We start from the raw sequence: 21,592 nt of genomic DNA, 5'->3' as shown, positions 1-21,592 counted from the left end.
TCACTATGGTGCGGGTCACGGGAATTCGGGTTATATTTGTTCGGCGTGTTATCGCTGCAGCGCTTGAACGGAACGGCAAAACCGTGTTTCGTTGGTAGTAACGCTTTGCACCAGCAGGAGGAATGAAGTGAGCGACGCCGTATCGGCAAACTTGGAGCCCGCCAAAAAATTGGGCTTCGCTAATGAAGACCTTATTCAGGAACTGGGTTATGACGATGACGTGGATTACGATCTGCGCGATTCGATCGAGGACCTGATTGGTTCAGAGCTGCTCACCGAAGAGGACCATGACGTTGTCGACGCAGTCATTTTCTGGTGGCGCGACGGCGATGGAGACCTTGTTGACGCATTGATGGACGCGCTGAACTGCTTGGATGAGAAGGGCATCGTTTGGCTGCTCACTCCGAAGCAGGGCCGCGAGGGACATGTATCGCCATCGCTGATCCAGCAGGAGGCCCCATCGGCCGGCCTGCACGTAACTACTAGTGAAGGTGTCTCGGAGGATTGGTCCGCAATCCGCCTCGCCCCGCGTAAGAAGAACTAATGATCCAAGCAGGTTCACGCCTGTTCGACTTCTCGCTGGAAAATCAGTACGGCGAAACGATAACCAGTACCGGGCTGTCCAAAGGCCGGGTGCTGGTTGTCTTTTATCCCTGGGCGTTTTCACGGGTATGCGGGTCGGAACTGGCGACACTCCAGGAGCACTACGAATTCTTCGAGCGGCACCAGGTGCGCATCGTTGCCATTTCGGTGGACCATAAGTTCACCCTGCGCAATTACGCGCAGTCCCTCGACCTTCAATTCGAGCTGCTGGCCGACTTCTGGCCACACGGGGCGGTGGCGCAACGGGCCGACGCCTTCGATCACGAACGCGGGGTCGCAACGAGGCTGTCGCTATACCTGGTCGACGGTGAGGTGCGCGATATCTTCCGCAGCGAGATGACCCAGCCAAGAAGTGTCGAAGACTATAAGGCGGCGGTGGAGTGCAGCGCTTAGCCTGCCGATGTTAACTGTGTTCTGGTTCACTGGAAAAATCAGCTCCTCGATTTGCCTGCGTGCAGATACCTGTGTAGAGTTATTCCTCGTTGGCTTGCAAAAGCGAACATGGTAAGGGCCTTTAGCTCAGCTGGTAGAGCGTCACGTTTACACCGTGAATGTCATCGGTTCGATCCCGGTAGGGCCCACCAAATAAGAATCCTCGATCCGTTCCGGATCGAGGATTTTTGTCGTCGGCAGATTATTTTGCCAGTCGGACGATGCTCGTGGTGCCCAAGATGCTGGCTTCGTAGGATATTTCACTCTCGGTGAAGGTGAACTCCTTGGTATCGCTGCCCGAGGCCATCATGGCGTTTTCAGTGGCCTTCTTATCGCGCTTGGAGGTCCAGGTGTAGGGTTCGGCTGCATTCACGGGTGCCTCGAAGCTGCCAACCCAGTACAGCGATTTGGTAACACCATTATTCATCACCCAATTGATGGTGATGATGTCGTTGTCGATCACCGCTTCCTGGTATGAGTCATCGCTCATGGAGTTGCTTTGCGTCCAAGTCCCGGTCAGGGCGGCAGGTTCTGGTACCACATTTTCGGCGGACGGGGACTGAGGTGCCGCACCGGTTCCGATGGGCTTCGAAGCGCAGCTGGAAATTAGCAGACTTAGGGCAAGGGTGGCAATTGCGAATTTCTTGTTCATGCATTCATCCTCTCCCGTGCCTGCGACAGAAGGGGAAAAATGGTTCTAAAGGTTGCCTCGCGGGTGACACTCGGCACTCTTTCGGCAAAACGTCCATATCAAGTTGCCAAGTCAGTTGGGGATGCATTAGATTGTTACTTGTTGCGGCGGAGGGATGAAGGAAAGCAATTTCCGAGTTCACCCATTGCAGGAGGGCCTTTAGCTCAGCTGGTAGAGCGTCACGTTTACACCGTGAATGTCATCGGTTCGATCCCGGTAGGGCCCACCACAACGAAGACCGTTTCAATCACTTTTCACAGTGATTGAAACGGTCTCTTCTCGTATTTCTGGACGTGGCCGTCGAATCGCCGAAGTCCGCTGAAGGTGCGAAACTGGATTCATGACTGCACCAGAAGAGAACCTTTGGCTCGCCACCGTGCGCAAGAACCCGGACCATTCGCAGAACTTCGCCCAGCGCTGGCGCACGCTCGCCGCCGAAGGCCAGGATATTTTTGGAGAAGCACGCGCCGTTGACGCAATGGTTGCCCGCGGCAGCAGGATCCTGGATGCCGGATGCGGAACTGGGCGCATCGGCGGCTGGCTTTCCGAGCAAGGACACCACGTCGTGGGCGTCGACCTCGACCCGCACCTCATCGAAGTTGCGCGAATGGAGTACCCCAAGGCCCAATGGCAGGTCGGGAACCTCGCTGAATTCACAGTTGCTTATGAAGCGGGGGAGAAGCAGGAATTCGATCTGATTGTCTCCGCCGGCAATGTTGTCACTTTCCTATCCGAGTCCGAACGCCTTCCATCACTGCAGCAGCTGCGCGAGCACTTGGCGTCGGACGGACGCATGATCATCGGCTTCGGTTCCGGACGTGGGTACGAGTTCGTTGACTTCGAATCCGATGCCATAGAAGCGGGGTTGGTAATTCAGCAACGCTATTCGACATGGAACTTCCATTTGCCTGCCGACGATTTCCTAGTGGCCGTGCTCGGACGCAAATAGCTGCAAGCAGTTAGCCGCCCTGCAGGAAAAAATTATTTGCGGTTCATTGCATGGTGCAAGCCTCGTGAATTGCCTCTGGCCTGTGCCTTCTGCTGTTGTATGGAATTTCCCGGGACTTAATTCTGTCCCGCGGCCAGAACGCGCCTCTTGCGGCTAGTGGACGGCAGGGCTATCGTAGACTTTGCAATGCAAAGTGGTTTTCATCACGTATCGCTTTGCGTCTCGGAAACGGCACACGCCGGAGGAGGCAGACCGCCATGGACAGCGGGAATAACAAGGAAATTGACCCGGCTCGCATTCTGCAGGGAATCGAGGCGGACGCACAGCAAGCCCGTGAGGGCATGAGCCCGAACCAGCATCTGCTGTTTTCAATCTGGGGTGGCGCATGGATCATTGCCTTCCTCGGCCTCTACTTCGCACTGGCGCCGCAAGGTTCGCCACTGCTGCCTGCAGCGGTTGGTATCGGCATCGCGGCTGCCGCATTTCTCATCGCCATCGTGATATCCGCAGTGCATTCGGCCAAGCGCGGCTCGGGGACCAAGGGGCCATCGATGGCTCGAGGCGCAATTTATGGCAACACCTTCAGCCTCGGCATGATCATCACCGCCCTGCTGGGGTGGCGGCTGCATGCCGAAGGGCTGAGCTCCATGGGCATGGTCACTTTTGCTCTCAGCAGCTTGTGCCTGGTCATCGGCGTATTGGTGGTTGCCGGCTCGCTGCTCTTCAATGACCGGACCCAGCTGATTTTCGGAGCCTGGATCCTGGCCATTGCGCTGTTGTCGCTGGCTGCACCGGCGCCATTGAATCTCCTGGCTGGAGTGCTGGGCGGCTTGGGGTTCATTGTGCTGGGCTTGCTACACGGCAGCAAGCCGGAGCTGGTTTCAGGTTCGTTGATCCGAGACGGGCATGCAGGAGCTTGACCCGGTCATCCACGCCCAAGCGCGGCTGAGGGCCGTAACGGTTCTGGATACCTTGGGTGCAGGGGACAGCATCTCGTTTCCCAAGCTGCAGGGCCTGCTGTCGATGACATCAGGAAATCTGGCAACGCACCTACGCAAACTGGAGGAAGCAGGGTATGTGGCGGTGGACAAGGTCCTGGAAGGGCGGAATCCGGTGACCTACATCGCTCTGACGCGTGCTGGGCGAACTGCCTTTGAGGACTACAAGGAACAGCTTCGCTCCTTGCTGAACTCGGTGTGACCGTATACCTGGGCCGCGATTATCGGAATGCCTCGGGGATCGTGACCAAAGGCCGCAACCACGAGCTCCGTTGCCGGGCGGCATGGGAACCGCGCGTGAGCAATACCGCTGCGAGTGTCCGGATTGCCAGATCTGCCGACCCCTGCCAGGCCTGCAGGGGCGATACTAGTTGCAGAGCTGTTCGAGGGCCCTTGCCACCGGAATCGAGCTGTCGGGTTCGGCGACCAGGCGCCGGGCAATTCGCTGGGCGCCGCTAGCCAGATCCTCGTTGGCCAGGACCTCATCAATCGAGGCCGCGAGGCGCCGTGCGGTCAATTGCTTGTAGGCAATGGGCTGAGCGGCAGCGTCGAGCTGGTGGATGCGCTGGGCCCAGAACGGCTGGTCGGTGAAGATCGGTACTGGAACTGCTGGGACACCAGCCAGCAGCCCTGCTGCCGTGGTGCCTGCCCCGGCATGGTGCACGACGGCCGCCATCTGCGGAAACAGCCACTGGTGCGGAACTGCGCCAATGCCCAGGACTGAGGGTTCGTCGATTTCCGGTTCCCCTTGCACGATGATGCGTCTTCCAGCGCGCTGGGCAACATCCATGATAAGGCCGGTTCCAGTGCCTGCGTGCTGCCGAAGCCGATGAAGACCGGAGGTGGGCCATCGTTGAGGAAGTCGAGCAGTCGCTGCGATGGGGTCTATGTCGGATCGGCCGGCGGTTGGCAGTACCCGCAATTGACGATCCCTTCATGTCAGTCAGCGGGACGCGGAACGACTAGTGAACTGAAGCCGTGGAGGATGGGGACCCGAAGCTGCGCGCTGACCCCAACGCCATGGCCTCGGCCATGTCATAGGCGTAGAGTGCTACCGCATTGGCCATGATGATGTCGGCACCGTGTTCGGCCGCGGCGATCGTTCCGGCAGCTGCCAGTTCGAAATAATCTTTGAGCGCCCGCAAGCATTAGCGCAGATCCTTGGTGCTGGCTTTGGCGCCCGGGGTGCCGGCTTGACCAATGCACTCAAGTCCCCGGACGGCTCCCGGAAGCGGCAGCCTGCGGTAACGACCAGGTCCTTGTCAGCAGGGTTTCCCGCAATGGAGACATCGATGCCGTGGGCCGCCAGGCTCTGGCCATGGCCAGCCATCGGCGCGACGTCGCCGCGTGTTCCTGGTCCGATCATCAGCAAGCGTATGGATTCGCCTGTAGCATTAATAGCGAACGATGTTCGCAATTAACTACACACCGGAGATTGGCGCACCGTGCGCCATGCGGTAAAGAAGCAGCAATGCCAGGAATCCAGCCTCGCACCGGACCCAAGCCCCGGCACTCCAAGACTAAGATCGCCCTGGCGGCGATTGCACTGGCCGATGCCGAAGGCATGGCGTCGGTATCAATCAGGGCCGTAGCTGCCAAGATCGGAGCTGCCCCTGCATCGCTCTACCGCTATCTGGACTCCCACGAGGAACTCAGCGGTCTCATGGTGGAGCAGATCAGCGCTGAATATGAACTCGAGTCTCACGCCGGTTCCGCAGCCCACCAGCTTTTGGGCCTGGCCACCCAGGGGTTGCGGATCATGCGCCGGCATCCGTGGACCCCTGGGCTGGCCATGGGCAAGCATGCCACGGGCCCGAACACTTTGGCCTACCTGGAGCGCGGATTAACTGCCCTGGATGGCAGCGGGCTGGATGCGGGTGCCAAACTGCAGTGCCTGGCCATGCTCAACGCCATGACTACGGCATTTGCGCTGAATGAGCAGGAACAGCAGCAGCCCCAGGATTCAGCGGCACTGTTCACGCAATTGGAAACGGGCAGCTACCCGCACCTGTCAGCTGCGCTGGCCCAAGCGGCAACGCCTGTGAACCAGCGAGCAGCCTTCGAGGACGCAATCATGAACTATTTGCGTGGCGCCGTCATTATTCGCAACTAGCCAGAAAGCCATTCTCCGAAATTTTTCTAGGCGGAGAAGGGTCACTGTGGAACTATGAGTCCATAGCGTTATTGCCTAGAACCAGGAGCTGAGATGACTGCGCCCAGCGAAGCAAGCATGAAGGAAATCCACGAGCTCATCGCCGTGGACACCACGAGCCGCGACAGCAACCTCACACTCATCGAGAATGTGGTGAAGAAGCTGCACGCCTACGGCATCAGCTCCCAGCTGATCCACAACGACGAAGGCACCAAAGCCAACCTGCTGGCCACCATCCCCGCGGCCGATGGGACGCGCACCGGCGGCATCGTGCTCTCCGGGCACACCGACGTGGTGCCGGTGGACGGCCAGGACTGGAGCAGCAATCCGTTCGATGCACAGGTGCGCGACGGCAAGCTCTATGGCCGCGGCACCTGCGACATGAAGGGCTACCTCGGGGTGATCCTCGCCAAGCTGGACCAGCTCACCAGCGCAAAACTTGCCGAGCCAATCCACCTAGCGCTGTCCTACGACGAAGAAGTCGGCTGCGTCGGCGCGGTGTCGCTAGTGCAGAAGATCGTTGACCAGAACCTGGCACCGCGCGGATGCTTCGTGGGGGAGCCGTCGAGCATGCGGGCCATCCGCGGGCACAAGTCGATGAATGTTTTCCGCGCCGAGTTCAACGGTGTCGCCGCCCACTCCTCGCTGCCATCCGAAGGCGTCAACGCCATTTCCTACGCGCTGCGCTTCGCGAATTTCGTCGAAGAAGTTTCAGCCGAGCTGCGCAGCAATGGTCCGCGCGATGAATCCTTCATCGAACCGACCACCACCATGAACGTGAACAAGTTCGACGGCGGCATCGCGGTGAACACTATTCCCTCGCAGGCAGTGGTCCACTTCGAATACCGCTCGCTGGCGGTAGTGGACCGTGAGGCGCTCACCGGACGCTTCCGCGACGAAGCGGCCAAGCTGGAGGCCGAAATGCGCGAGCAGAACCCCGCCTGCTCAGTGAAGCTCGCCCAGCAGGCAGGAGCTCCGGGTCTGGATACCGCACCCGATGAAGAAATCGTGTCCTTCGCAGCCGCATGCGGCGCCATTGCCACCGATGAAAAGGTCACCTATGGCACCGAAGCCGGGCTGTTCGCGGCGGCAGGCATTCCCACCGTGGTGTGCGGTCCCGGCGATATCGCCCAGGCGCACGCTCCGGACGAGTACATCGAGCTGGAGCAGATCGTGGCCTGCGAGAACTTCATTGATTCGCTGATTGCAAAGACCAGCTCATGAGCACCGGAGCCGTGGCTACGCCAGAATAGATCGCCAAGGCGCGCAAGGCCGTCATCTCCAGTTCCATCGGCGCGGCCCTTGAATGGTTCGACATCATTGTCTATGCCACCTTTGCAACCACGATCGCCAAGGTGTTCTATCCGGAATCCGATGGCACGTTCGCGCTGATTCTCACTTTCGCCACCTTCGCGATTTCCTACGTGATCAGGCCCTTGGGAGGCATGGTGCTGGGCAGCTATGCCGACTGCAAGGGGCGCAAGAGCGCACTGACCCTGACGCTGGGGTTGATGATGCTCGGAACGCTGATCATGGCCGTGGCGCCGCCATATGAAGTGGCGGGCGTGGCGGGTGCCTTGATCATCCTGCTCTCGCGGTTGATCCAAGGATTCTCCGCCGGTGGCGAGTTCGGCACGGCCACCGCGTTCCTCATCGAAACCGCACCGCATAAGAAAGCGTTCTACTCTTCGTGGCAAGTCGCCAGCCAGGGTGCGTCCATGCTGCTGGCCTCAGCCTTCGGCTATTTCCTGACCACGGGCTTGAGCCAGGAAGCCCTGGAGAGCTGGGGCTGGCGCGTGCCGTTCTTCGTAGGCCTGCTGATCGGGCCGGTCGGCCTGTACATTCGCGCAAAGCTGGAGGAAACAGAGGAGTTCATTTCCACGGCCAAGGAGAAATCGCCGCTGGGCACGCTCTTTGTCCAGCACCACGGACGCGTGCTGGCCGCGGTGGCAACCATCGGCGTGGCCACGATTTCGATCTACATGATCCTGTACATGCCGACCTTCGCCGTCACGAACCTGAAGATCCCTGCCGATGCTGCTTTCCTGGGCGGAATCTCGGCAGGCATCATCACGCTGTGCGGTGTCCCGCTGGTGGGCCATCTGGCCGACCGGATCGGCCCGGCACGAGTGATGACCTATGCGGCGGTGGCGGCATTCGTGCTGGCCTATCCGCTGTTCAAGCTGATGACTTCGAAGCCGAGCGTCATCGTGATGGTGATCGTGATTGCGGTGCTCGGCGTGATCATGTCCTTCTACTTCGGCCCGCTGCCGGCATTGCTCTCAAACCTCTTCCCGGCCGCGATCCGCGGTTCGGGCCTGTCCGTGGCGTACAATGTGGGCGTTACCCTCTTGGGCGGCATCGCCCCGCTGGTGCTGACCTGGCTGCTGGATGTGACCGGGTCGCTGGACGCGCCTAGCCTGTACTACATGGCGATTGCCGTGATCTCGCTGCTCGGACTGGTTGTCGTGCGCAAGCGCTACAGCCAGCGGTAGCCAGCACAGTAGCGGATGCATAAAAGCGATCGCCGCAAGCTTCTTGAAGAAGCTTGCGGCGATCGCTTTTAACAACTGGCCGGCACGGTTACAGGGCCACGAGAAGCACTGCCGTCCAATGGCAGAGGAAGGCCATGACGGTGCAGGCATGGAAGAGCTCATGGAATCCGAAGATCTTCGGCAGGGGATTGGGCCGCTTGGTGGCGTAGAACACCGCACCAACCGTATAAGCCACGCCGCCTGCAAGAATCAGGATCATTACCGCGGGATTCGCGGCCCAGAAAGCTGGCAGCTGCATCAACGCGCCCCAACCGAGCAGGATGTAGAGGCTGACCCCTACCCAGCGCGGTGCAGCTGGCCAGAAGGACTTGATGGCGATCCCGGCCAATGCTCCGGCCCAGATGATCGACAGGACGATGATCGCCTGCCGGCCCGGCAAGGTCAGCGCTGCGACCGGGGTATAGGTGCCGGCGATGAGCAGGAAAATGTTCGCATGGTCGGCTCGGCGGAAGAGACCCATAACCTTGTCCGTCCAGTTCCCGCGGTGATATAGCGCCGAGGTGCCAAAGAGCAGGATTGAGCAGAGGGCGAAGACGGCGGTGGTCCATTCGGCCAAGCGCCCGTCGGCCAGCACGATCAGCACCAGGTTCATGATGATGATGCCCGGGGTGGACCAGGCGTGGATGAGCCCGCGCCAGCGCGTGCGTTCGGTGCCGATGTGCGCGAAAGTGCGCGCTGCCCGGACTGTGCTTGGAGCGGGGAGTGGTGCGGTAGCCATGAGTCTCCTTTGTATTGTGCGCGGGACGCTGGGCCCGTCATCGAACTATACGGTACTTGGCTGCCCGCGCGCTGGACGGGCGTCGCGCTTATTCCCGATTAGGATTCGAATATGGCAGATAAGCTCGAAATCACCGACCACCTGAAGACTGTCGCTCAGCTCAATGAGCCAGGCGAAGTGCTGGCTAACGATTCACCGTTCATCTCCGTGCGCAATACTGACTGGTTCGAAGAAGTGGCTCCGGACACGTGGAAGGCCATCGGGGAGCGTGATCTGTTGCATCGGCGGCTGGTCGACGAAGAACTGCGTGTATCGGGCAACGCCAAAGCCGAGCGTCGAGCCTTCGTGCTTGCAGGAGCTCCGGGTGCCGGCAAGAGCAGTCTGTTGCGAGACCTGCTGGGAGGGCATGAAAACGACTATGTAGTAATCGATGCAGACGAATTCAAGAAGAAGTTGATGCGGGAAGCGCTAGAAGATGGCACCTACGATAGCTTTTTCAAGCCTTTAGAAGTGAGGAAGCGAGAAGAACTCGGTGAGCAGTTCTTCCCGATGGACATGGCGAGCCTGGTGCATGAGGAATCATCCATGCTCAGTGAAAACCTACGTGCTGCATGCCTCGCGCGAGGACTGAACGTCGTTATTGACAAGGTCCTCGCATCTGAAGAATCAGCGCAGAAGCTGGCTGCCCAACTGCAGGAAGCCGGATACGGGATTCAAATCGTTGAGGTTTACGCGCCGCAGGATGTCTCAGAAGAACGGCTTGTTGAACGTTGGCAGAAGCAACAGGAAACTTCCCTGGACGGCGACGACTACCTTGGTGCGCGCTGGGTCCCCGAAGAATTCACCGAGATGGTTTTCGACGCTCCGGGCCATCGATCCCGGCCAGCCGTCGTTGCCCAGATATTCGCGCGGAACTGCCCATCGGTATTCAGCTAAAAGGTGTTCCATACGGCACCTGAAGCGGCAATGGACTCGGATGGGTGTATCCTGCGTCTCGAATTGCGCAGAGAATCCGTTGGGGCTCTGTTAGTCCGGGTGAAATAGCGAAGACAAAAGAAATCCCGCCGGGTAATAGCGAGAACTGTTACCCGGCGAGAAATCTATATCGGCAGGACATATGCCCCACGGAAAGTGCGTTAAGCCCGTCGCTTGGTGATGAAGCCCCAAATGACTAGCACGATGAGAGAACCGCCAATGGCCAGAAGCCAGCTTGAGATGGAGAAGAACTCATCCACGCCCTCGCCGAAGACTGCGCTTCCGATCCATCCGCCTAGCAGAGCGCCTACCACGCCCAGAATGAGGGTAGCGATCCAGCCGCCACCTTGCTTGCCGGGCAGAATGGCCTTTGCGATCGCTCCGGCAATCAAGCCCAATACGATCCATCCAATGAATCCCATGATTCGCTCCAATGGTCAGACTGTGTAGTGGTCGGGTTCGATCCACTTAAAACGAGACAATACATGGGTTTGAGCAGGCGATCTACGAAAATCGCATCGAAATTCAGGGTTTTCATAGACTAGGTTCAAGCATCGATTGAAGGAATGGCGTGATTTGCTGAGAATATACTGGCTGACCACTGCGTTTGCGTGGACCAAGCAAATTCTCCGCGATATTTGTTGACAGTAGCCCAGCTCACTCTTAGTCTAGTTAAATCATATTTTATGGAACTAGAAAATCCATAAGTCATATATTAGCTTGCACGCAACGGAGTGAATGCATGAATCAGCAAGTCCCGCCCATTGTGGTGATGGGTGTTTCGGGCAGCGGCAAAACCACCATCGGCCAACTGCTCGCCGACCGGCTGGAGCATGAATTCATCGATGGCGACAGCTTGCATCCCAAGGCCAACAAGGAAAAAATGGCTGCCGGCCAGGCGCTGGATGACGCCGATCGCGAGCCATGGCTGGAACTGATTGGAACGAAGCTGGCGCAAAGCAATCAGCGCCAGGCGCCGCTGGTGATCGCCTGCTCCGCACTCAAGCGAAGTTACCGGGATCTCATCAGACGCCTGGAACCAGCGACGGTTTTCATCCATCTGGCCGGAGGCCAGAACTTGATTCGGGATCGGATGACTGCGCGTTCGCACGAGTACATGCCGGCCAGCTTGCTCGACAGCCAGCTGGCCACACTCGAAGTACCGGACCCGGACGAACCGGTGCTCAGTGCCGATATTGCCGACAGCCCAGAGGAGATCGTCAGCCAATTGGCCGCAAAGCTCACTTTGCCGAACGCTCCTCGTGCGGCGCACTGACATTAATCCGCAAACCCCAAGGCAAAGGCCTCCCATTGATCAAGGAAGACAATGACAAGCGAACTTGAACTGAACTGGACGCTGGGCACGCCCGGTCTGCTGATACTGGCGGTCGCCGCGGTAGCGCTGCTGCTGCTGCTGATCATCCGCTTCCGCGTCCATGCGTTCCTCGCACTGGTACTCACCAGTTTGCTGACCGCCGTAGCGTCGGGCATCCCCGCTGAATCGGTCATTACGACACTGACCGGCGGCTTCGGATCCACTTTGGCCAGCGTGGCACTGCTGGTCGGCCTGGGTGCGATGCTCGGACGCATGCTGGAAACCAGCGGCGGTGCCGATGTGATGACCAGCTGGCTGATCTCCAAGTTCGGCGAGAAGCGCGCGCCACTGGCCTTGTCGGTAGCCTCTCTGCTCTTCGGCTTCCCGATCTTCTTCGATGCCGGACTGGTAGTCATGCTGCCGATCATCTTCACTGTGGCCCGCCGCCTGGGCGGTTCGCTGCTGCTCTACGCAATCCCCTCGGCCACCGCATTCTCGGTGATGCACGTATTCGTGCCGCCCCACCCTGGACCGGTGGCCGCGTCCGGCCTTTTGGAAGCCAACGTCGGGCTCGTGCTGGTGCTCGGCCTGGTCGTCGCGATCCCGACTTGGTTCGTTGCCGGGCATCTGTTCGGAAAGTTTGTCGGCAAGAGGTTCGATATCCCGGTCCCGAATATCCTGGATGCGACTCTGGGCAATGGGGCATCGAAGGACGAGTTCAAGTCCTTGCCGTCGGTGGGCACGGTATTCAGCCTGCTGCTGCTCCCGCTGCTGCTGATCTTCATGAATACCGGCTTGAACATGCTCGGCTCCGCAGGCGTCGTGGATGCGGAATCCGCCTGGGTGCGCTGGCTGCGCCTGCTCGGCGAGACCCCGGTGGCCCTGCTTATTACGGTGCTGTTGGGCATGTTCCTGCTGGGATTCCGCAAGGGCAAGGACAAGACGCTGACCGAGACCGTGGTGGACTCGGCCTTGGGCCCGGTCTGCTCGATCATTTTGATCACCGGTGCAGGCGGCATGTTCGGCGGCGTGCTGCGGGCGAGCGGTATCGGCAACGCTATCGCCAGCTCGCTTGAATCGGTGGGCATGCCGTTGATCGTCGCCGGCTTCCTGATTGCTGCCATCGTCCGCCTGGCCCAGGGTTCGGCCACGGTGGCGCTGACTACGGCGGCCGCCATCGTCCAGCCTGCGGTGCTGGCCGATTCCTCGCTGAGTGCCTTCCAGGTTGCCGCCATGGTGCTGGCCCTGGCTGCGGGCTCGGTCTTCGCCGGTCACGTCAATGATTCGGGCTTCTGGCTGATCTCGCGCTTCCTGGATCTCGATGTGCCCACGACCTTGAAGGTGTGGACTGTTGGCCAGGCGCTGGTTTCGGTGGTCGGCTTCGCCTGCGTCATGGTGCTCTACGGCCTGGCGACCGCGCTGGCCTAGAGCGAGCTCGGGCTACGCAAAGAATCCGCCGGGGCAGCGACGCAGATTGCTGCCCCGGCGGTTTCTTAATGCGATGCGGGATAGCCCGGCTACTGGGAGCTCTTGGCCGGATCCACGAACAAGCGCGGTGCTCCGTCCCAGAGGCTGCAGATCTCGTTGTGCGTCCGGCGCATGATGCTTTCCATATTCTTCCGCGCACTGGCGGTATCCGAATTTGAGATCGCATCGGCGACCGACTGGTGCCAGAGCAGTGCTTCTTCGTGGGGACGTTCGGGCATCAGGCCCAGTTCGGTGCGGCCACGCAGGATCGCGCCGATCGGGGTGGAGAGGTTCGCGAACATCTCGTTGCCCGAGGCGGCCAGCACCACCGCATGGAATCGGATATCCAGCTCCAGGAATCGCCGCAAATCACCTTGGCGTCCGTAATGGTTCATCTGCGCGGAGAGCATCATCAGCTCCTTGCGCATCGCTTCGGGGGCGAACTCGGCCGCCAGTTCCGCGGCCATCGGCTCGACGGAAATGCGCAGTTCGGTCAGTGAGCGCAGCTGCGCGCCCTTCTGGTCGCTGGCCAGCCGCCAGCGGATGACATGATCGTCGTAGGGGTTCCAGCTCTCGGCGCCGAGCACTCGAATACCTACCCGCTTGGTGCTGTTGACTAGGCCGCATTGAGCCAGGACCCGGATGGCTTCACGGATCACCGAGCGCGAGACCTGCAGCTTCTGTTCCAGGTCGGCGGCGAGGATAATGGAGCCACGCGGAATTTGCCCGCTGATAATGCGGGAGCCGAGGTGCTCAACCACATGAGCGTGCAGACTTGTTGCCATGGGGTTCAGTTTAGCCAATGGCCTGCGTCAAATCAGACTAAGGCGAGCCGACCGCCGAAATATATATGCTTTAACTTTTGCGATCCGCTGTAAATCACGGCCCCCGCCCTTGTAGGATGGAATGGTCACGTGGCCGTGAACAGGGATCGTGACTCATCCGGTCTCTGCTTGGCGGTTCAACTCCCCGTAATCGATGGAGACTTATTTTTATGCCTGCACAGATTGGTGTCACAGGTCTGGCCGTCATGGGCGCAAACCTGGCCCGCAACTTCGCTCGCAACGGATACACCGTCGCCCTGCACAACCGCTCGGTCGGCAAGACCGACGCGCTGCTCGAAGCGCATGGCGATGAAGGCGATTTCATTCGCACCGAAAGCCTGGAAGAACTGGTCGCAAACCTCGAAACCCCGCGCCGCGTGCTGATCATGGTCAAGGCCGGCTCTCCGGTGGACTCGGTCATCGACCAGCTGGTGCCGCTGCTTGAAGAGGGCGACGTGGTCATCGACGCGGGCAACTCGCACTATACCGACACCCGCCGCCGCGAAGCCTCCCTGGCCGAGAAAGGCCTGCACTTCGTGGGCATCGGCGTTTCCGGCGGCGAGGAGGGCGCGCTGCTGGGCCCATCGATCATGCCAGGCGGTTCCGCCGAATCCTACAAGTCGCTGGGCCCGATGCTGGAGAAGATCTCCGCGAAGGCCGACGACGGCGCACCGTGCTGCGCCTGGATCTCCACCGACGGTGCCGGCCACTTCGTGAAGATGGTCCACAACGGCATCGAATACGCCGACATGCAGGTCATCGGCGAAGCCTACGACCTGATGCGCAACGCCGCAGGCATCGAGCCGGCCAAGCAGGCAGAGATCTTCAACGAGTGGAACCAGGGCGAGCTGTCCAGCTTCCTGACCGAGATCACCGCCGAAGTATTGGGCCACGTCGATGCTTCCACCGGCAAGCCGCTGGTCGATGTCATCCAGGACTCCGCAGGGCAGAAGGGCACCGGCCGCTGGACCGTGCAGTCCGGCCTGGACATGGGCTCGCCAGTTTCGGCCATTGCCGAATCGGTCTTCGCCCGCTCGCTGTCCTCGCAGCGCGATATCCGCGCTGTGGGCCAGCAGGTGCTGACCGGCGAAACCGCCGAGGTCGCACTGCCGGAGAACTTCGTCGAGGATGTGCGCCAGGCGCTGTTCGCCTCGAAGCTGGTTTCCTACGCCCAGGGCATCGACATGCTCACCTCGGCTGCCGGCGAATACAACTGGGAGCTGAAGCTCGATGAGATCGCCGGCCTGTGGCGCGAGGGCTGCATTATCCGTGCGGCGCTGCTCAAGGACATCACCGCTGCCTACTCGGCCGGCGAGAAGCCTTCGAACCTGCTGTTCGCTCCGGCATTCGCCGAAGCCATCAACAAGGCAGTTCCAGCATGGCGCCGCGTGGTTTCCGTTGCTGTCCAGCTGGGCATCCCTGCGCCGGTGTTCTCCTCGTCGCTGGCCTACTACGATGGCTTGCGCCGCGACCGCCTGCCAGCAGCCCTGACCCAGGGCCTGCGCGACTACTTCGGCGCGCATACCTACCGCCGCACCGATAAGGAAGGCACCTTCCACACGCAGTGGAGCGGTGACCGTACCGAAATCGCAGCCGAGGATACCCACTAATACCGGGATTTCCTCCAATGGCCCGCCCGAACTCGCTGGAGTTCGGGCAGGCCATTTTTTGCGCTCGAATGATCATGGATCAGCCGAATGTATTCCGCGCAGACGCTGATCGCGACGTAGTGCGGGCACTTGTCCGTCGCGTACCGGTTCGGTTTCAAGGCAGCGACAGCTGTCTGGCATGGAAAGCGAAGTGCAAGCTGGGGTAGGCATAGACGTCGGCCAAGCTCATACGCTCATGGAAAAACGGATCCCACCGGCGCGGGAAGTCGACGCAGCGCTGCAGGTCCGCGATGTCTTCTGTTGCCAGCTTGGCCAGGATCGCTGCTTGGGTCCGCTCCAGCCGTGTGCGCATACGGCGATGGTTGTAGACCGTAGCCGCCGCGCAGGATCCGAGGTAATTCACCGGGTGGAACAGCCGCGTGCCGGAATTGGGCGCCGCGCGGATTGAGCACCGCGCAGAAGGCCGAACGGATCCACGGCGGGCATTTGATCAGCAGGTGCACCAGCGGGATGAGCGCGCGAACCACCATGTAGTCGAAGACCATATGGAAGAGCAGCTGCTCGTTGCTCCAGCGGGTGCCTTCGCTGTGCTTGGCCAACGAGCTGCGATCGGCGCCAGACAATAAGCCAGCCAAGGCAGCGGCATCACGCCGGTAGCTGGCGGCAATTTGTTCTCGAACCTGGTCCATCGGTCATCGCTCCGCGCAAGGAAGTCCCGAGCCCGTTGCCGGGATTCCATGGTAAACCCGTCTTCGCGCAGCGGCACCGTCTAGGAAGATGTGCTGCTAGTCCTCCAGCAGGTTCTCCGCGCACTGCAGCAAGCGGACTGCTTCGCCGGGGGAGATGCGCACCAGGGCGAACGCCGCCACCACGAGCCCGGTAATGGTATCGCTGAGCAGGGCATGGCGTTCGGAGGAGAGCTCAGGGCGAACTGCCTTCAATCCGCGGCCCACGGCGCCATCGAGTTCTTCGCGGTAGGCGGAAATGATGGCAGCGACGTCGTTTTCGGCGGCAATCGGTGCGCTGGCGGTGTTGATCAGCAGGCAGCCATGGGCTGCCGGCAGGGATTCGGGTTTCGCGAAGGCGGCGGCAAGTCCGCGCAGGTAGTCTTCCAGCGCGTGGGCCGGTACGGGATCCTGGAGCAGTCGACGCAATCGCGGGCGCACGATCTCATTGAGGTAGCTGTCCACCGCTGCGTCGAAGAGGCCGCGCTTGGAGCCGAACGAGTTGTAGATGCTGGAGCGGCTCAGGCCGGTAGCGTTTTCAAGCTCGGGAATGGACGTGGCCTCGAAGCCCCGTGACCAGAAGACCGATCGGGCACTCTGGATGACTTTTTCCTTATCGAATGCGGATGTTCGCGCCATCACACCCATCTCCTCTTTTCGTAACGACCATTCCAGTATATATTGAAATGGTCGTTACAGAATAGTTGTTCCCCGCACACCAAGGACGCATCATGATCATCGCCGCGCAGATCCTCGCAACCGCAGCTGCCCTGCTGCACATCTACATCTTCTCGATGGAGTCCCTGACGTGGACCACCGCGAAGACCCGTTCGGTGTTCAAGACCAGCGAGGCCGAAGCCGAAGCGACGCGGGAGATGGCCTTCAACCAGGGGTTCTACAACCTCTTCCTGGCCGTAGCCTCAATTGCAGGCGTGATCGCCTCGGGCCTGGGACACATGGCAGTGGGCGCTACCTTGGTCTTCGCCGGAACCGGCTCGATGCTGGCCGCCGCGCTGGTCCTGGCACTGGGCAGCCCCGGCAAAGCGAAGCTCGCCATCAAGCAAGGGATTTTGCCATTTCTGGCCATCGTCCTGCTGACCCTTGGCCTCGTGCTGGGCAACTAGTACGACACGAAGAATTCCACACGCAACCGAGACTTGAAAGAACTGGTAACCATGACCAAAGCAACCAGCACGCAGATCCTGCTCGCCTCCCGCCCCTCCGGCTGGCCGACCCATGAGAACTTCAGCGTGCAGACCGTTGAGCTGCCGGAGCTGGAAACCGGGGAAATCCGGGTGCGCAACGAGTTCATTTCGGTGGACCCTTACATGCGCGGACGCATGAACGACACCCGCTCCTACATCCCTCCATTCCAGATCGGCGAGCAGATCCTCGGCGGAGCGATCGGCCGGGTCATCGAGACCGCTGACGCGGCCTTCTCGGCAGGCACCCTGGTCCAGCACCAGCTGGGCTGGTCGGATACCGTGCAAGCCGGTTCGTCCAGCTTCAAGCCGGCGCCTGATCTGCCAGGGGTATCGTCATCGCTGCGCCTGCACATCCTGGGCATGACGGGTCTGACCGCCTATGTGGGGCTGAGCGCGATCGCGAATCTTGCCGAGGGGGAGACCGTCTTCGTCTCCGGCGCCGCAGGTGCAGTGGGCACTGCTGCCGGGCAGATCGCCAAGCTCATGGGAGCCAAGCGCGTCATCGGTTCGGCCGGCAGTGCCGAGAAGGTTGAATTGCTGACCAGCAAGTACGGCTACGATGCAGCCTTCAACTACAAGGATGGCGACGTGCACGGCCAGCTGGCGGCAGCAGCACCGGAAGGCATCGATGTCTTCTTCGACAACGTGGGCGGGGATCACCTCGAAGCCGCCCTGGCAGCTTTCAACGATGGCGGACGCGCAGCCCTGTGCGGCGCCATCGCCAGCTACAACAGCTCCGAGCCGGCACCGGGACCGCAGAACATGTCCAACCTGATCACCCGCGGACTGAAACTGCAGGGATTCACCCTCTCCAGCTACCTTGATCTCGCCCCGGAATTCGGCGAGCGCATGGGCCAGTGGTTCTCCGAAGGCAAGATCGCCTACGACGAGACAATTGTTGACGGCATCGAGAATACCGTGGACGCCTTCCTGGGCATGATGCGCGGCGCAAACACCGGAAAGATGCTGGTGCGCATCTAGCCTCGGCCACCTGGTGATTGCTCCGGTCCGAAGCCCAATCTAGGATCGGAGCATGAACGGATATGGTGGCGGCTGGGGCACTGGGCTGGGAATCGTGCTCGCGCTCGTCCCGCTGCTAACAGTACTCATCGCGGGCGCAGGCGTAGTCCTGGCCATGCGAACGCTGCGGCTGCGCTCGAAAGTGGATACCGCCGGTCAATGGTGGCTTCGCGTCCAATACGCCATTGACCGGTGCTTGTCCCAGGACATCGCCGAGCAGAACGTCGGCACGTCGATGCTCGAGCATCTGCAGGGCGCAGGCCAGCCGCCCGAAGGCCTGGACGACGCGCAGCGCAGATCCTGGATGCGCGAGCACAAGGATAGCTGGACGGTGCAGCCCGAGGACTTGGCCCTGATCCGTGATGCGGTAAAGCAGCTGGCACTGGATAAATTCCGTGCGCGAGACTCCACAGGAATTCGGAAGGACGCCGATTCGCATGCCGAATTCGACTCGCTGCGTCGCCAAGCGCAGTTGGTATTGAAGATCGATGCGAAACTGGGCACCCCAACGGCCCCGGACATCCTGAAGATTCTTGCCGGCGGCTAGCTACCGCAGCATCCTCGCGTCGGTGATTTCCGGGGCGGCCGGGTCAACCTCGGTGGCTCCGTCGAAGTCGAAGCCGTTGCGTTCATAGAACCTGATGGCCCGCGGATTCTGGGCAGCCACCCAGAGCACAGCCGGCTCGTCACCCAGCACTGCATCCAGCAGCGCCTGCCCGGTGCCATCCCCATGGCAGGCCCGCCGCACATACAGGTTGTACAGCTGCCGAGCCACGTCTTCGCGCAGGCCTTCGGTATTTCCCGTGGGCGGAGCCGCGAAGGCGAAGCCGACAAGCTTCCTGTCCTCGTTCTCCGCGACGCAGATCCGGAACAGCGGATTCGGGTCATCCAGCACCCTGGTCCACATGGCCAGGCGCTGCTCATCATGCGCGGAGCCGAAGAACCCGTCAGGCAGCAGATGCGTGTAGGTTTCCTTCCAGCACTCGACATGCAGCCGGGCCAACTCGGGCGCGTCAGCCGGCAGAGGTTTCCTGAGTTTCTGCGCCACGCCTATCCCCTGACGTAGGCGGCGAGGTGTTCGCCGGTCAGCGTGCCCGAGGCGGCAAGATCCGCAGGGGTCCCTTCGAAGACGATGCTTCCGCCTTCGTGGCCTGCCCCGGGGCCCAGGTCGATGACCCAGTCGCTGTGCGCGACGACTGCCAGGTGATGCTCGATGACAATGACGGTATTGCCTTCGTCGACCATCTCGTCGAGCAGCCGCAGCAGGTTCTGCACATCGGCAATATGCAACCCGGTGGTTGGCTCATCCAGGATGTAGGTGCCGGCGCCCTGGCCCAGGTTGATGGCCAGCTTGATGCGCTGCCGTTCGCCGCCGGAGAGCGTATTCAGCCGCTGGCCCAGTTTCAGGTAGCCCAGGCCCACCTGGTTCAGCCGTTCCAGCATGGCCTTGGCCTTGGGCACCTTCAGCTGCTCCAAGGCTTCTTCCATGCTCAAGTCCAGGACGTCGGCGATGTTCAAGCCGTCCAAGGTGTATTCCAGCACTTGCGCTGTATACCGCTTGCCGCGGCACTGTTCGCACGGCAGGGCGACTCCGGCCATGGACGCCAAATCCGTGTAGGTGAACCCGACGCCGCTGCAAGCAGGGCAGGCGCCGGCCGAATTGGCGCTGAACAGGGCAGGCTTCACGTCGTTGGCCTTCGCGAAGGCCGCACGGATCGGATCCATGATCCCGGTATAGGTGGCCGGGTTCGAACGCCGCGATCCGCGGATCGCCGTTTGGTCCACCACGGCAACATCTTCGCGCTTGGCGATCGTCGAGTGGATCAGCGTGGACTTGCCCGAACCCGCAACGCCGGTGATCGCGCACATCACGCCGGTGGGAATATCCACGGAAAGATTCTTCAGGTTGTGCAGGGAGGCGCCACGAACTTCCATCGCACCAGTGGCCTTGCGCGAGGTGATATTGAGGGCGGCACGAGTCGTGAAATGCTTCCCGGTGAGCGTATCGCTGGCGAGCAAGCCATCGACGGCCCCGCTGTAGCAAATGGTGCCGCCGTGGGTGCCGGCGCCCGGACCCAGGTCGATGACGTGGTCGGCAATGCCGATGACCTCTGGCTTGTGCTCCACCACCAGCACGGTATTGCCCTTGTCGCGCAGGCCGGCCAGCAACCCGTTCATCCGCTGGATGTCATGGGGATGCAACCCCACGGTGGGCTCGTCGAAGACGTAGGTGACATCGCTGAGCGCTGATCCAAGATGCCGGATCATCTTCACGCGCTGGGCTTCGCCGCCGGAGAGGGTGCCAGCCGGGCGGTCCAGCGAAAGGTATCCCAGTCCCAGATCCACCATGGATTCGAGCACGGCCTTCAAATTGGTGATCAGCGGCGACGCATCCTGTATCTGGATCTGATCCAGTGCGTCGAGCAGCTCGGATACCTGCATTGCGGTCATGTCCGCGATCCCCAGGGAATTGATCTTCGACTCGCGGGCCGCCGGCCCGAGCCGGGAACCGTCGCAGGCGGAGCATGGGGCGGTCGTGGAGATCCGATCGATCCACTCGCGGATATGGGCTTGCTTGATTTCCCTGCCCGAATGGATGTAATTGCTCTTGATGCGCGTGATCAACCCGGAGTAGCTCATGTTTGCGCCGTTGAGCTTGACCTTGCCCGCTTCCTCATAGAGCATGCGGTCCAGCATGGCCTTGGGCATGTCCCTGAGCTTCACGTCCAGGTCGGGCTGCGTGCCGGCGGTCAGCGTCTGCCAGAGCCAGGCGCCCGGGGCGAAGTTGGGCGCCTTGATGGCTCCCTCGTTCAGCGTCTTGTCCCAATCCAGCAGTTCATCAAGGTCGATGCTCGCCTCGGTGCCGAAACCCTCGCATACCGGGCACGCGCCCTGGCCGAGATTAAACGAGTACGCGCCCGCGCCGCCGGCGCTCGGGGTGGAGTACCGCGAATACAGCACGCGCAATAGCGAATAGGCATCGGTAGCCGTGCCCACCGTAGAACGCGAATTCGCGCCCATGCGTTCCTGGTCGACCACGATGGCCGTAGACAGATTCTCCAGCACCTCCACATCAGGCCGGGGCATCGACGGCATGAAGCTCTGGATGAAGGTCGTGTACGTTTCGTTGATCAGCCGCTGGGACTCGGCGGCAATCGTGCCGAACACCAGCGAGGACTTGCCTGATCCCGATACGCCGGTAAAGGCGGTGATGCGGCGTTTGGGAATATCGACGTCGACGCCCCGCAGGTTGTTTTCCCGTGCTTGGCGTACTCGGATCGTGTCATGGCTATCGGCAGGGTGCTGGCTCATGTCCCAAGCCTACTGACAAATGAGCACACCAGCACCTCGCC

General features: G+C 60.9%; 25 protein-coding genes and 2 tRNA genes. 17 read left to right on the top strand and 10 right to left on the bottom strand.

Going from position 1 to position 21,592, the window contains the following annotated elements; translation table 11 throughout:
* Positions 1-127: 127 nt before the first annotated feature.
* The 3 genes from EKH49_RS07805 (at position 128) to EKH49_RS07795 (ending at position 1,187) form a co-directional block, all read left to right on the top strand.
* A complete protein-coding gene (locus tag EKH49_RS07805; RefSeq protein ID WP_128470372.1) occupies positions 128-544 on the top strand; it encodes a DUF3052 domain-containing protein in 417 nt (138 codons plus the stop codon).
* The gene (locus EKH49_RS07800) at positions 544-996 is read left to right on the top strand and encodes a redoxin domain-containing protein (protein ID WP_128470371.1); all 453 of its coding nucleotides are present in this window, start codon (positions 544-546) and stop codon (positions 994-996) included. Before EKH49_RS07805 ends, EKH49_RS07800 begins: the two co-directional genes overlap by 1 nt.
* A gap of 115 nt (positions 997-1,111) precedes the next feature.
* A tRNA-Val gene (locus EKH49_RS07795) sits at positions 1,112-1,187 on the top strand.
* Between the two features lie 50 nt (positions 1,188-1,237).
* On the opposite strand, the gene EKH49_RS16695 is transcribed toward EKH49_RS07795, so the two are convergent.
* Positions 1,238-1,525, bottom strand: a complete 288-nt coding sequence (locus EKH49_RS16695; protein ID WP_201739579.1) for a hypothetical protein — start codon at positions 1,523-1,525, stop codon at positions 1,238-1,240.
* Positions 1,526-1,879: 354 nt separating this feature from the next.
* On the opposite strand from EKH49_RS16695, the gene EKH49_RS07785 reads away from it, so the two are divergent.
* From EKH49_RS07785 to EKH49_RS07770, 4 genes are all read left to right on the top strand, one after another.
* Positions 1,880-1,955, top strand: a tRNA-Val gene (locus EKH49_RS07785).
* 111 nt (positions 1,956-2,066) lie between these two features.
* Complete coding sequence (locus EKH49_RS07780) at positions 2,067-2,675, top strand: class I SAM-dependent methyltransferase (RefSeq protein WP_128470369.1); 609 nt, start codon at positions 2,067-2,069, stop codon at positions 2,673-2,675.
* A gap of 257 nt (positions 2,676-2,932) precedes the next feature.
* Positions 2,933-3,595, top strand: coding sequence for a hypothetical protein (locus tag EKH49_RS07775; protein ID WP_128470368.1), 663 nt, complete (start codon positions 2,933-2,935; stop codon positions 3,593-3,595).
* The gene (locus tag EKH49_RS07770; protein WP_128470367.1) at positions 3,582-3,875 is read left to right on the top strand and encodes a transcriptional regulator; all 294 of its coding nucleotides are present in this window, start codon (positions 3,582-3,584) and stop codon (positions 3,873-3,875) included. Before EKH49_RS07775 ends, EKH49_RS07770 begins: the two co-directional genes overlap by 14 nt.
* 165 nt (positions 3,876-4,040) lie before the next feature.
* Here the strand turns inward: EKH49_RS07770 and EKH49_RS16865 are convergent, their stop codons facing one another.
* Together EKH49_RS16865 and EKH49_RS16860 are read right to left on the bottom strand one after the other, a co-directional pair.
* A complete protein-coding gene (locus EKH49_RS16865; protein ID WP_236641079.1) occupies positions 4,041-4,463 on the bottom strand; it encodes a glycosyltransferase in 423 nt (140 codons plus the stop codon).
* Positions 4,464-4,635: 172 nt separating this feature from the next.
* A complete protein-coding gene (locus tag EKH49_RS16860; protein WP_236641078.1) occupies positions 4,636-4,818 on the bottom strand; it encodes a hypothetical protein in 183 nt (60 codons plus the stop codon).
* 326 nt (positions 4,819-5,144) lie between these two features.
* On the opposite strand from EKH49_RS16860, the gene EKH49_RS07760 reads away from it, so the two are divergent.
* The 3 genes from EKH49_RS07760 to EKH49_RS07750 all read left to right on the top strand — a co-directional run bounded on the left by EKH49_RS07760 (position 5,145) and on the right by EKH49_RS07750 (position 8,320).
* Positions 5,145-5,786, top strand: a complete 642-nt coding sequence (locus EKH49_RS07760) for a TetR/AcrR family transcriptional regulator C-terminal domain-containing protein (RefSeq protein WP_161567473.1) — start codon at positions 5,145-5,147, stop codon at positions 5,784-5,786.
* A 93-nt stretch (positions 5,787-5,879) separates the two neighbouring features.
* Positions 5,880-7,049 (top strand): acetylornithine deacetylase, encoded by a 1,170-nt coding sequence (gene argE / locus EKH49_RS07755; protein ID WP_236641077.1) that lies wholly within the window; start codon positions 5,880-5,882, stop codon positions 7,047-7,049.
* 29 nt (positions 7,050-7,078) lie between these two features.
* Positions 7,079-8,320 (top strand): MFS transporter, encoded by a 1,242-nt coding sequence (locus tag EKH49_RS07750; RefSeq protein WP_236641094.1) that lies wholly within the window; start codon positions 7,079-7,081, stop codon positions 8,318-8,320.
* A gap of 88 nt (positions 8,321-8,408) precedes the next feature.
* On the opposite strand, the gene trhA is transcribed toward EKH49_RS07750, so the two are convergent.
* The gene (gene trhA, locus EKH49_RS07745) at positions 8,409-9,098 is read right to left on the bottom strand and encodes a PAQR family membrane homeostasis protein TrhA (RefSeq protein WP_236641076.1); all 690 of its coding nucleotides are present in this window, start codon (positions 9,096-9,098) and stop codon (positions 8,409-8,411) included.
* Positions 9,099-9,209: 111 nt separating this feature from the next.
* Here trhA and EKH49_RS07740 point away from each other — a divergent pair, with 111 nt between their 5' ends.
* Positions 9,210-10,034 carry a zeta toxin family protein gene (locus EKH49_RS07740; RefSeq protein WP_128470365.1) on the top strand — a complete coding sequence of 275 codons (825 nt, stop codon included), beginning with the start codon at positions 9,210-9,212 and terminating at the stop codon, positions 10,032-10,034.
* 200 nt (positions 10,035-10,234) lie between these two features.
* On the opposite strand, the gene EKH49_RS07735 is transcribed toward EKH49_RS07740, so the two are convergent.
* Positions 10,235-10,495 (bottom strand): GlsB/YeaQ/YmgE family stress response membrane protein, encoded by a 261-nt coding sequence (locus EKH49_RS07735; protein ID WP_128470364.1) that lies wholly within the window; start codon positions 10,493-10,495, stop codon positions 10,235-10,237.
* Between the two features lie 320 nt (positions 10,496-10,815).
* Here EKH49_RS07735 and EKH49_RS07730 point away from each other — a divergent pair, with 320 nt between their 5' ends.
* Together EKH49_RS07730 and EKH49_RS07725 are read left to right on the top strand one after the other, a co-directional pair.
* On the top strand, positions 10,816-11,349 hold the full coding sequence (locus tag EKH49_RS07730) for a gluconokinase (protein WP_128470363.1): 534 nt from the start codon (positions 10,816-10,818) through the stop codon (positions 11,347-11,349).
* A 51-nt stretch (positions 11,350-11,400) separates the two neighbouring features.
* Positions 11,401-12,816, top strand: a complete 1,416-nt coding sequence (locus tag EKH49_RS07725; protein ID WP_128470362.1) for a GntP family permease — start codon at positions 11,401-11,403, stop codon at positions 12,814-12,816.
* Between the two features lie 89 nt (positions 12,817-12,905).
* On the opposite strand, the gene EKH49_RS07720 is transcribed toward EKH49_RS07725, so the two are convergent.
* A complete protein-coding gene (locus EKH49_RS07720) occupies positions 12,906-13,640 on the bottom strand; it encodes a FadR/GntR family transcriptional regulator (protein WP_128470361.1) in 735 nt (244 codons plus the stop codon).
* 209 nt (positions 13,641-13,849) lie between these two features.
* Here EKH49_RS07720 and gndA point away from each other — a divergent pair, with 209 nt between their 5' ends.
* Positions 13,850-15,289 carry an NADP-dependent phosphogluconate dehydrogenase gene (gndA, locus tag EKH49_RS07715; RefSeq protein WP_128470360.1) on the top strand — a complete coding sequence of 480 codons (1,440 nt, stop codon included), beginning with the start codon at positions 13,850-13,852 and terminating at the stop codon, positions 15,287-15,289.
* Positions 15,290-15,522: 233 nt separating this feature from the next.
* On the opposite strand, the gene EKH49_RS07710 is transcribed toward gndA, so the two are convergent.
* Both EKH49_RS07710 and EKH49_RS07705 read right to left on the bottom strand, forming a co-directional pair.
* Positions 15,523-15,978, bottom strand: coding sequence for a hypothetical protein (locus tag EKH49_RS07710; RefSeq protein WP_236641075.1), 456 nt, complete (start codon positions 15,976-15,978; stop codon positions 15,523-15,525).
* Positions 15,979-16,074: 96 nt separating this feature from the next.
* Positions 16,075-16,653, bottom strand: a complete 579-nt coding sequence (locus tag EKH49_RS07705) for a TetR/AcrR family transcriptional regulator (RefSeq protein WP_128470359.1) — start codon at positions 16,651-16,653, stop codon at positions 16,075-16,077.
* 92 nt (positions 16,654-16,745) lie between these two features.
* Here EKH49_RS07705 and EKH49_RS07700 point away from each other — a divergent pair, with 92 nt between their 5' ends.
* The 3 genes from EKH49_RS07700 to EKH49_RS07690 are packed head-to-tail and all read left to right on the top strand — an operon-like array spanning position 16,746 to position 18,786.
* Positions 16,746-17,138 carry a DUF1304 domain-containing protein gene (locus tag EKH49_RS07700; protein WP_128470358.1) on the top strand — a complete coding sequence of 131 codons (393 nt, stop codon included), beginning with the start codon at positions 16,746-16,748 and terminating at the stop codon, positions 17,136-17,138.
* Between the two features lie 51 nt (positions 17,139-17,189).
* A complete protein-coding gene (locus EKH49_RS07695; RefSeq protein ID WP_128470357.1) occupies positions 17,190-18,200 on the top strand; it encodes an NADP-dependent oxidoreductase in 1,011 nt (336 codons plus the stop codon).
* Between the two features lie 52 nt (positions 18,201-18,252).
* A complete protein-coding gene (locus EKH49_RS07690; protein WP_128470356.1) occupies positions 18,253-18,786 on the top strand; it encodes a hypothetical protein in 534 nt (177 codons plus the stop codon).
* On the opposite strand, the gene EKH49_RS07685 is transcribed toward EKH49_RS07690, so the two are convergent.
* Positions 18,787-19,287 carry a GNAT family N-acetyltransferase gene (locus EKH49_RS07685; RefSeq protein WP_128470355.1) on the bottom strand — a complete coding sequence of 167 codons (501 nt, stop codon included), beginning with the start codon at positions 19,285-19,287 and terminating at the stop codon, positions 18,787-18,789.
* A gap of 2 nt (positions 19,288-19,289) precedes the next feature.
* Positions 19,290-21,551, bottom strand: a complete 2,262-nt coding sequence (locus EKH49_RS07680) for an ATP-binding cassette domain-containing protein (protein WP_128470354.1) — start codon at positions 21,549-21,551, stop codon at positions 19,290-19,292.
* Positions 21,552-21,592 lie beyond the last annotated feature (41 nt).

The organism is Glutamicibacter sp. HZAU (genome assembly GCF_004100365.1).
GTDB classification, from domain to species: domain Bacteria; phylum Actinomycetota; class Actinomycetes; order Actinomycetales; family Micrococcaceae; genus Glutamicibacter; species Glutamicibacter nicotianae.
Note: the sequence above shows the minus strand (reverse complement) of the source record. Positions and strands in the feature narration are given on the sequence as shown.

What these genes read in the sequence shown, in the direction of transcription:
- EKH49_RS07800 (WP_128470371.1), top strand. Translation starts at nt 544, where the DNA reads ATGATCCAAGCAGGTTCACGCCTGTTCGACTTCTCGCTGGAAAATCAG.
- EKH49_RS16695 (WP_201739579.1), bottom strand. Translation starts at nt 1,525, where the DNA reads ATGAGCGATGACTCATACCAGGAAGCGGTGATCGACAACGACATCATC.
- EKH49_RS07780 (WP_128470369.1), top strand. Translation starts at nt 2,067, where the DNA reads ATGACTGCACCAGAAGAGAACCTTTGGCTCGCCACCGTGCGCAAGAAC.
- EKH49_RS07775 (WP_128470368.1), top strand. Translation starts at nt 2,933, where the DNA reads ATGGACAGCGGGAATAACAAGGAAATTGACCCGGCTCGCATTCTGCAG.
- EKH49_RS07770 (WP_128470367.1), top strand. Translation starts at nt 3,582, where the DNA reads ATGCAGGAGCTTGACCCGGTCATCCACGCCCAAGCGCGGCTGAGGGCC.
- EKH49_RS16865 (WP_236641079.1), bottom strand. Translation starts at nt 4,463, where the DNA reads ATGGATGTTGCCCAGCGCGCTGGAAGACGCATCATCGTGCAAGGGGAA.
- EKH49_RS07760 (WP_161567473.1), top strand. Translation starts at nt 5,145, where the DNA reads ATGCCAGGAATCCAGCCTCGCACCGGACCCAAGCCCCGGCACTCCAAG.
- argE (WP_236641077.1), top strand. Translation starts at nt 5,880, where the DNA reads ATGACTGCGCCCAGCGAAGCAAGCATGAAGGAAATCCACGAGCTCATC.
- trhA (WP_236641076.1), bottom strand. Translation starts at nt 9,098, where the DNA reads ATGGCTACCGCACCACTCCCCGCTCCAAGCACAGTCCGGGCAGCGCGC.
- EKH49_RS07740 (WP_128470365.1), top strand. Translation starts at nt 9,210, where the DNA reads ATGGCAGATAAGCTCGAAATCACCGACCACCTGAAGACTGTCGCTCAG.
- EKH49_RS07735 (WP_128470364.1), bottom strand. Translation starts at nt 10,495, where the DNA reads ATGGGATTCATTGGATGGATCGTATTGGGCTTGATTGCCGGAGCGATC.
- EKH49_RS07730 (WP_128470363.1), top strand. Translation starts at nt 10,816, where the DNA reads ATGAATCAGCAAGTCCCGCCCATTGTGGTGATGGGTGTTTCGGGCAGC.
- EKH49_RS07725 (WP_128470362.1), top strand. Translation starts at nt 11,401, where the DNA reads ATGACAAGCGAACTTGAACTGAACTGGACGCTGGGCACGCCCGGTCTG.
- EKH49_RS07720 (WP_128470361.1), bottom strand. Translation starts at nt 13,640, where the DNA reads ATGGCAACAAGTCTGCACGCTCATGTGGTTGAGCACCTCGGCTCCCGC.
- gndA (WP_128470360.1), top strand. Translation starts at nt 13,850, where the DNA reads ATGCCTGCACAGATTGGTGTCACAGGTCTGGCCGTCATGGGCGCAAAC.
- EKH49_RS07710 (WP_236641075.1), bottom strand. Translation starts at nt 15,978, where the DNA reads ATGGACCAGGTTCGAGAACAAATTGCCGCCAGCTACCGGCGTGATGCC.
- EKH49_RS07705 (WP_128470359.1), bottom strand. Translation starts at nt 16,653, where the DNA reads ATGGCGCGAACATCCGCATTCGATAAGGAAAAAGTCATCCAGAGTGCC.
- EKH49_RS07700 (WP_128470358.1), top strand. Translation starts at nt 16,746, where the DNA reads ATGATCATCGCCGCGCAGATCCTCGCAACCGCAGCTGCCCTGCTGCAC.
- EKH49_RS07695 (WP_128470357.1), top strand. Translation starts at nt 17,190, where the DNA reads ATGACCAAAGCAACCAGCACGCAGATCCTGCTCGCCTCCCGCCCCTCC.
- EKH49_RS07690 (WP_128470356.1), top strand. Translation starts at nt 18,253, where the DNA reads ATGAACGGATATGGTGGCGGCTGGGGCACTGGGCTGGGAATCGTGCTC.
- EKH49_RS07680 (WP_128470354.1), bottom strand. Translation starts at nt 21,551, where the DNA reads ATGAGCCAGCACCCTGCCGATAGCCATGACACGATCCGAGTACGCCAA.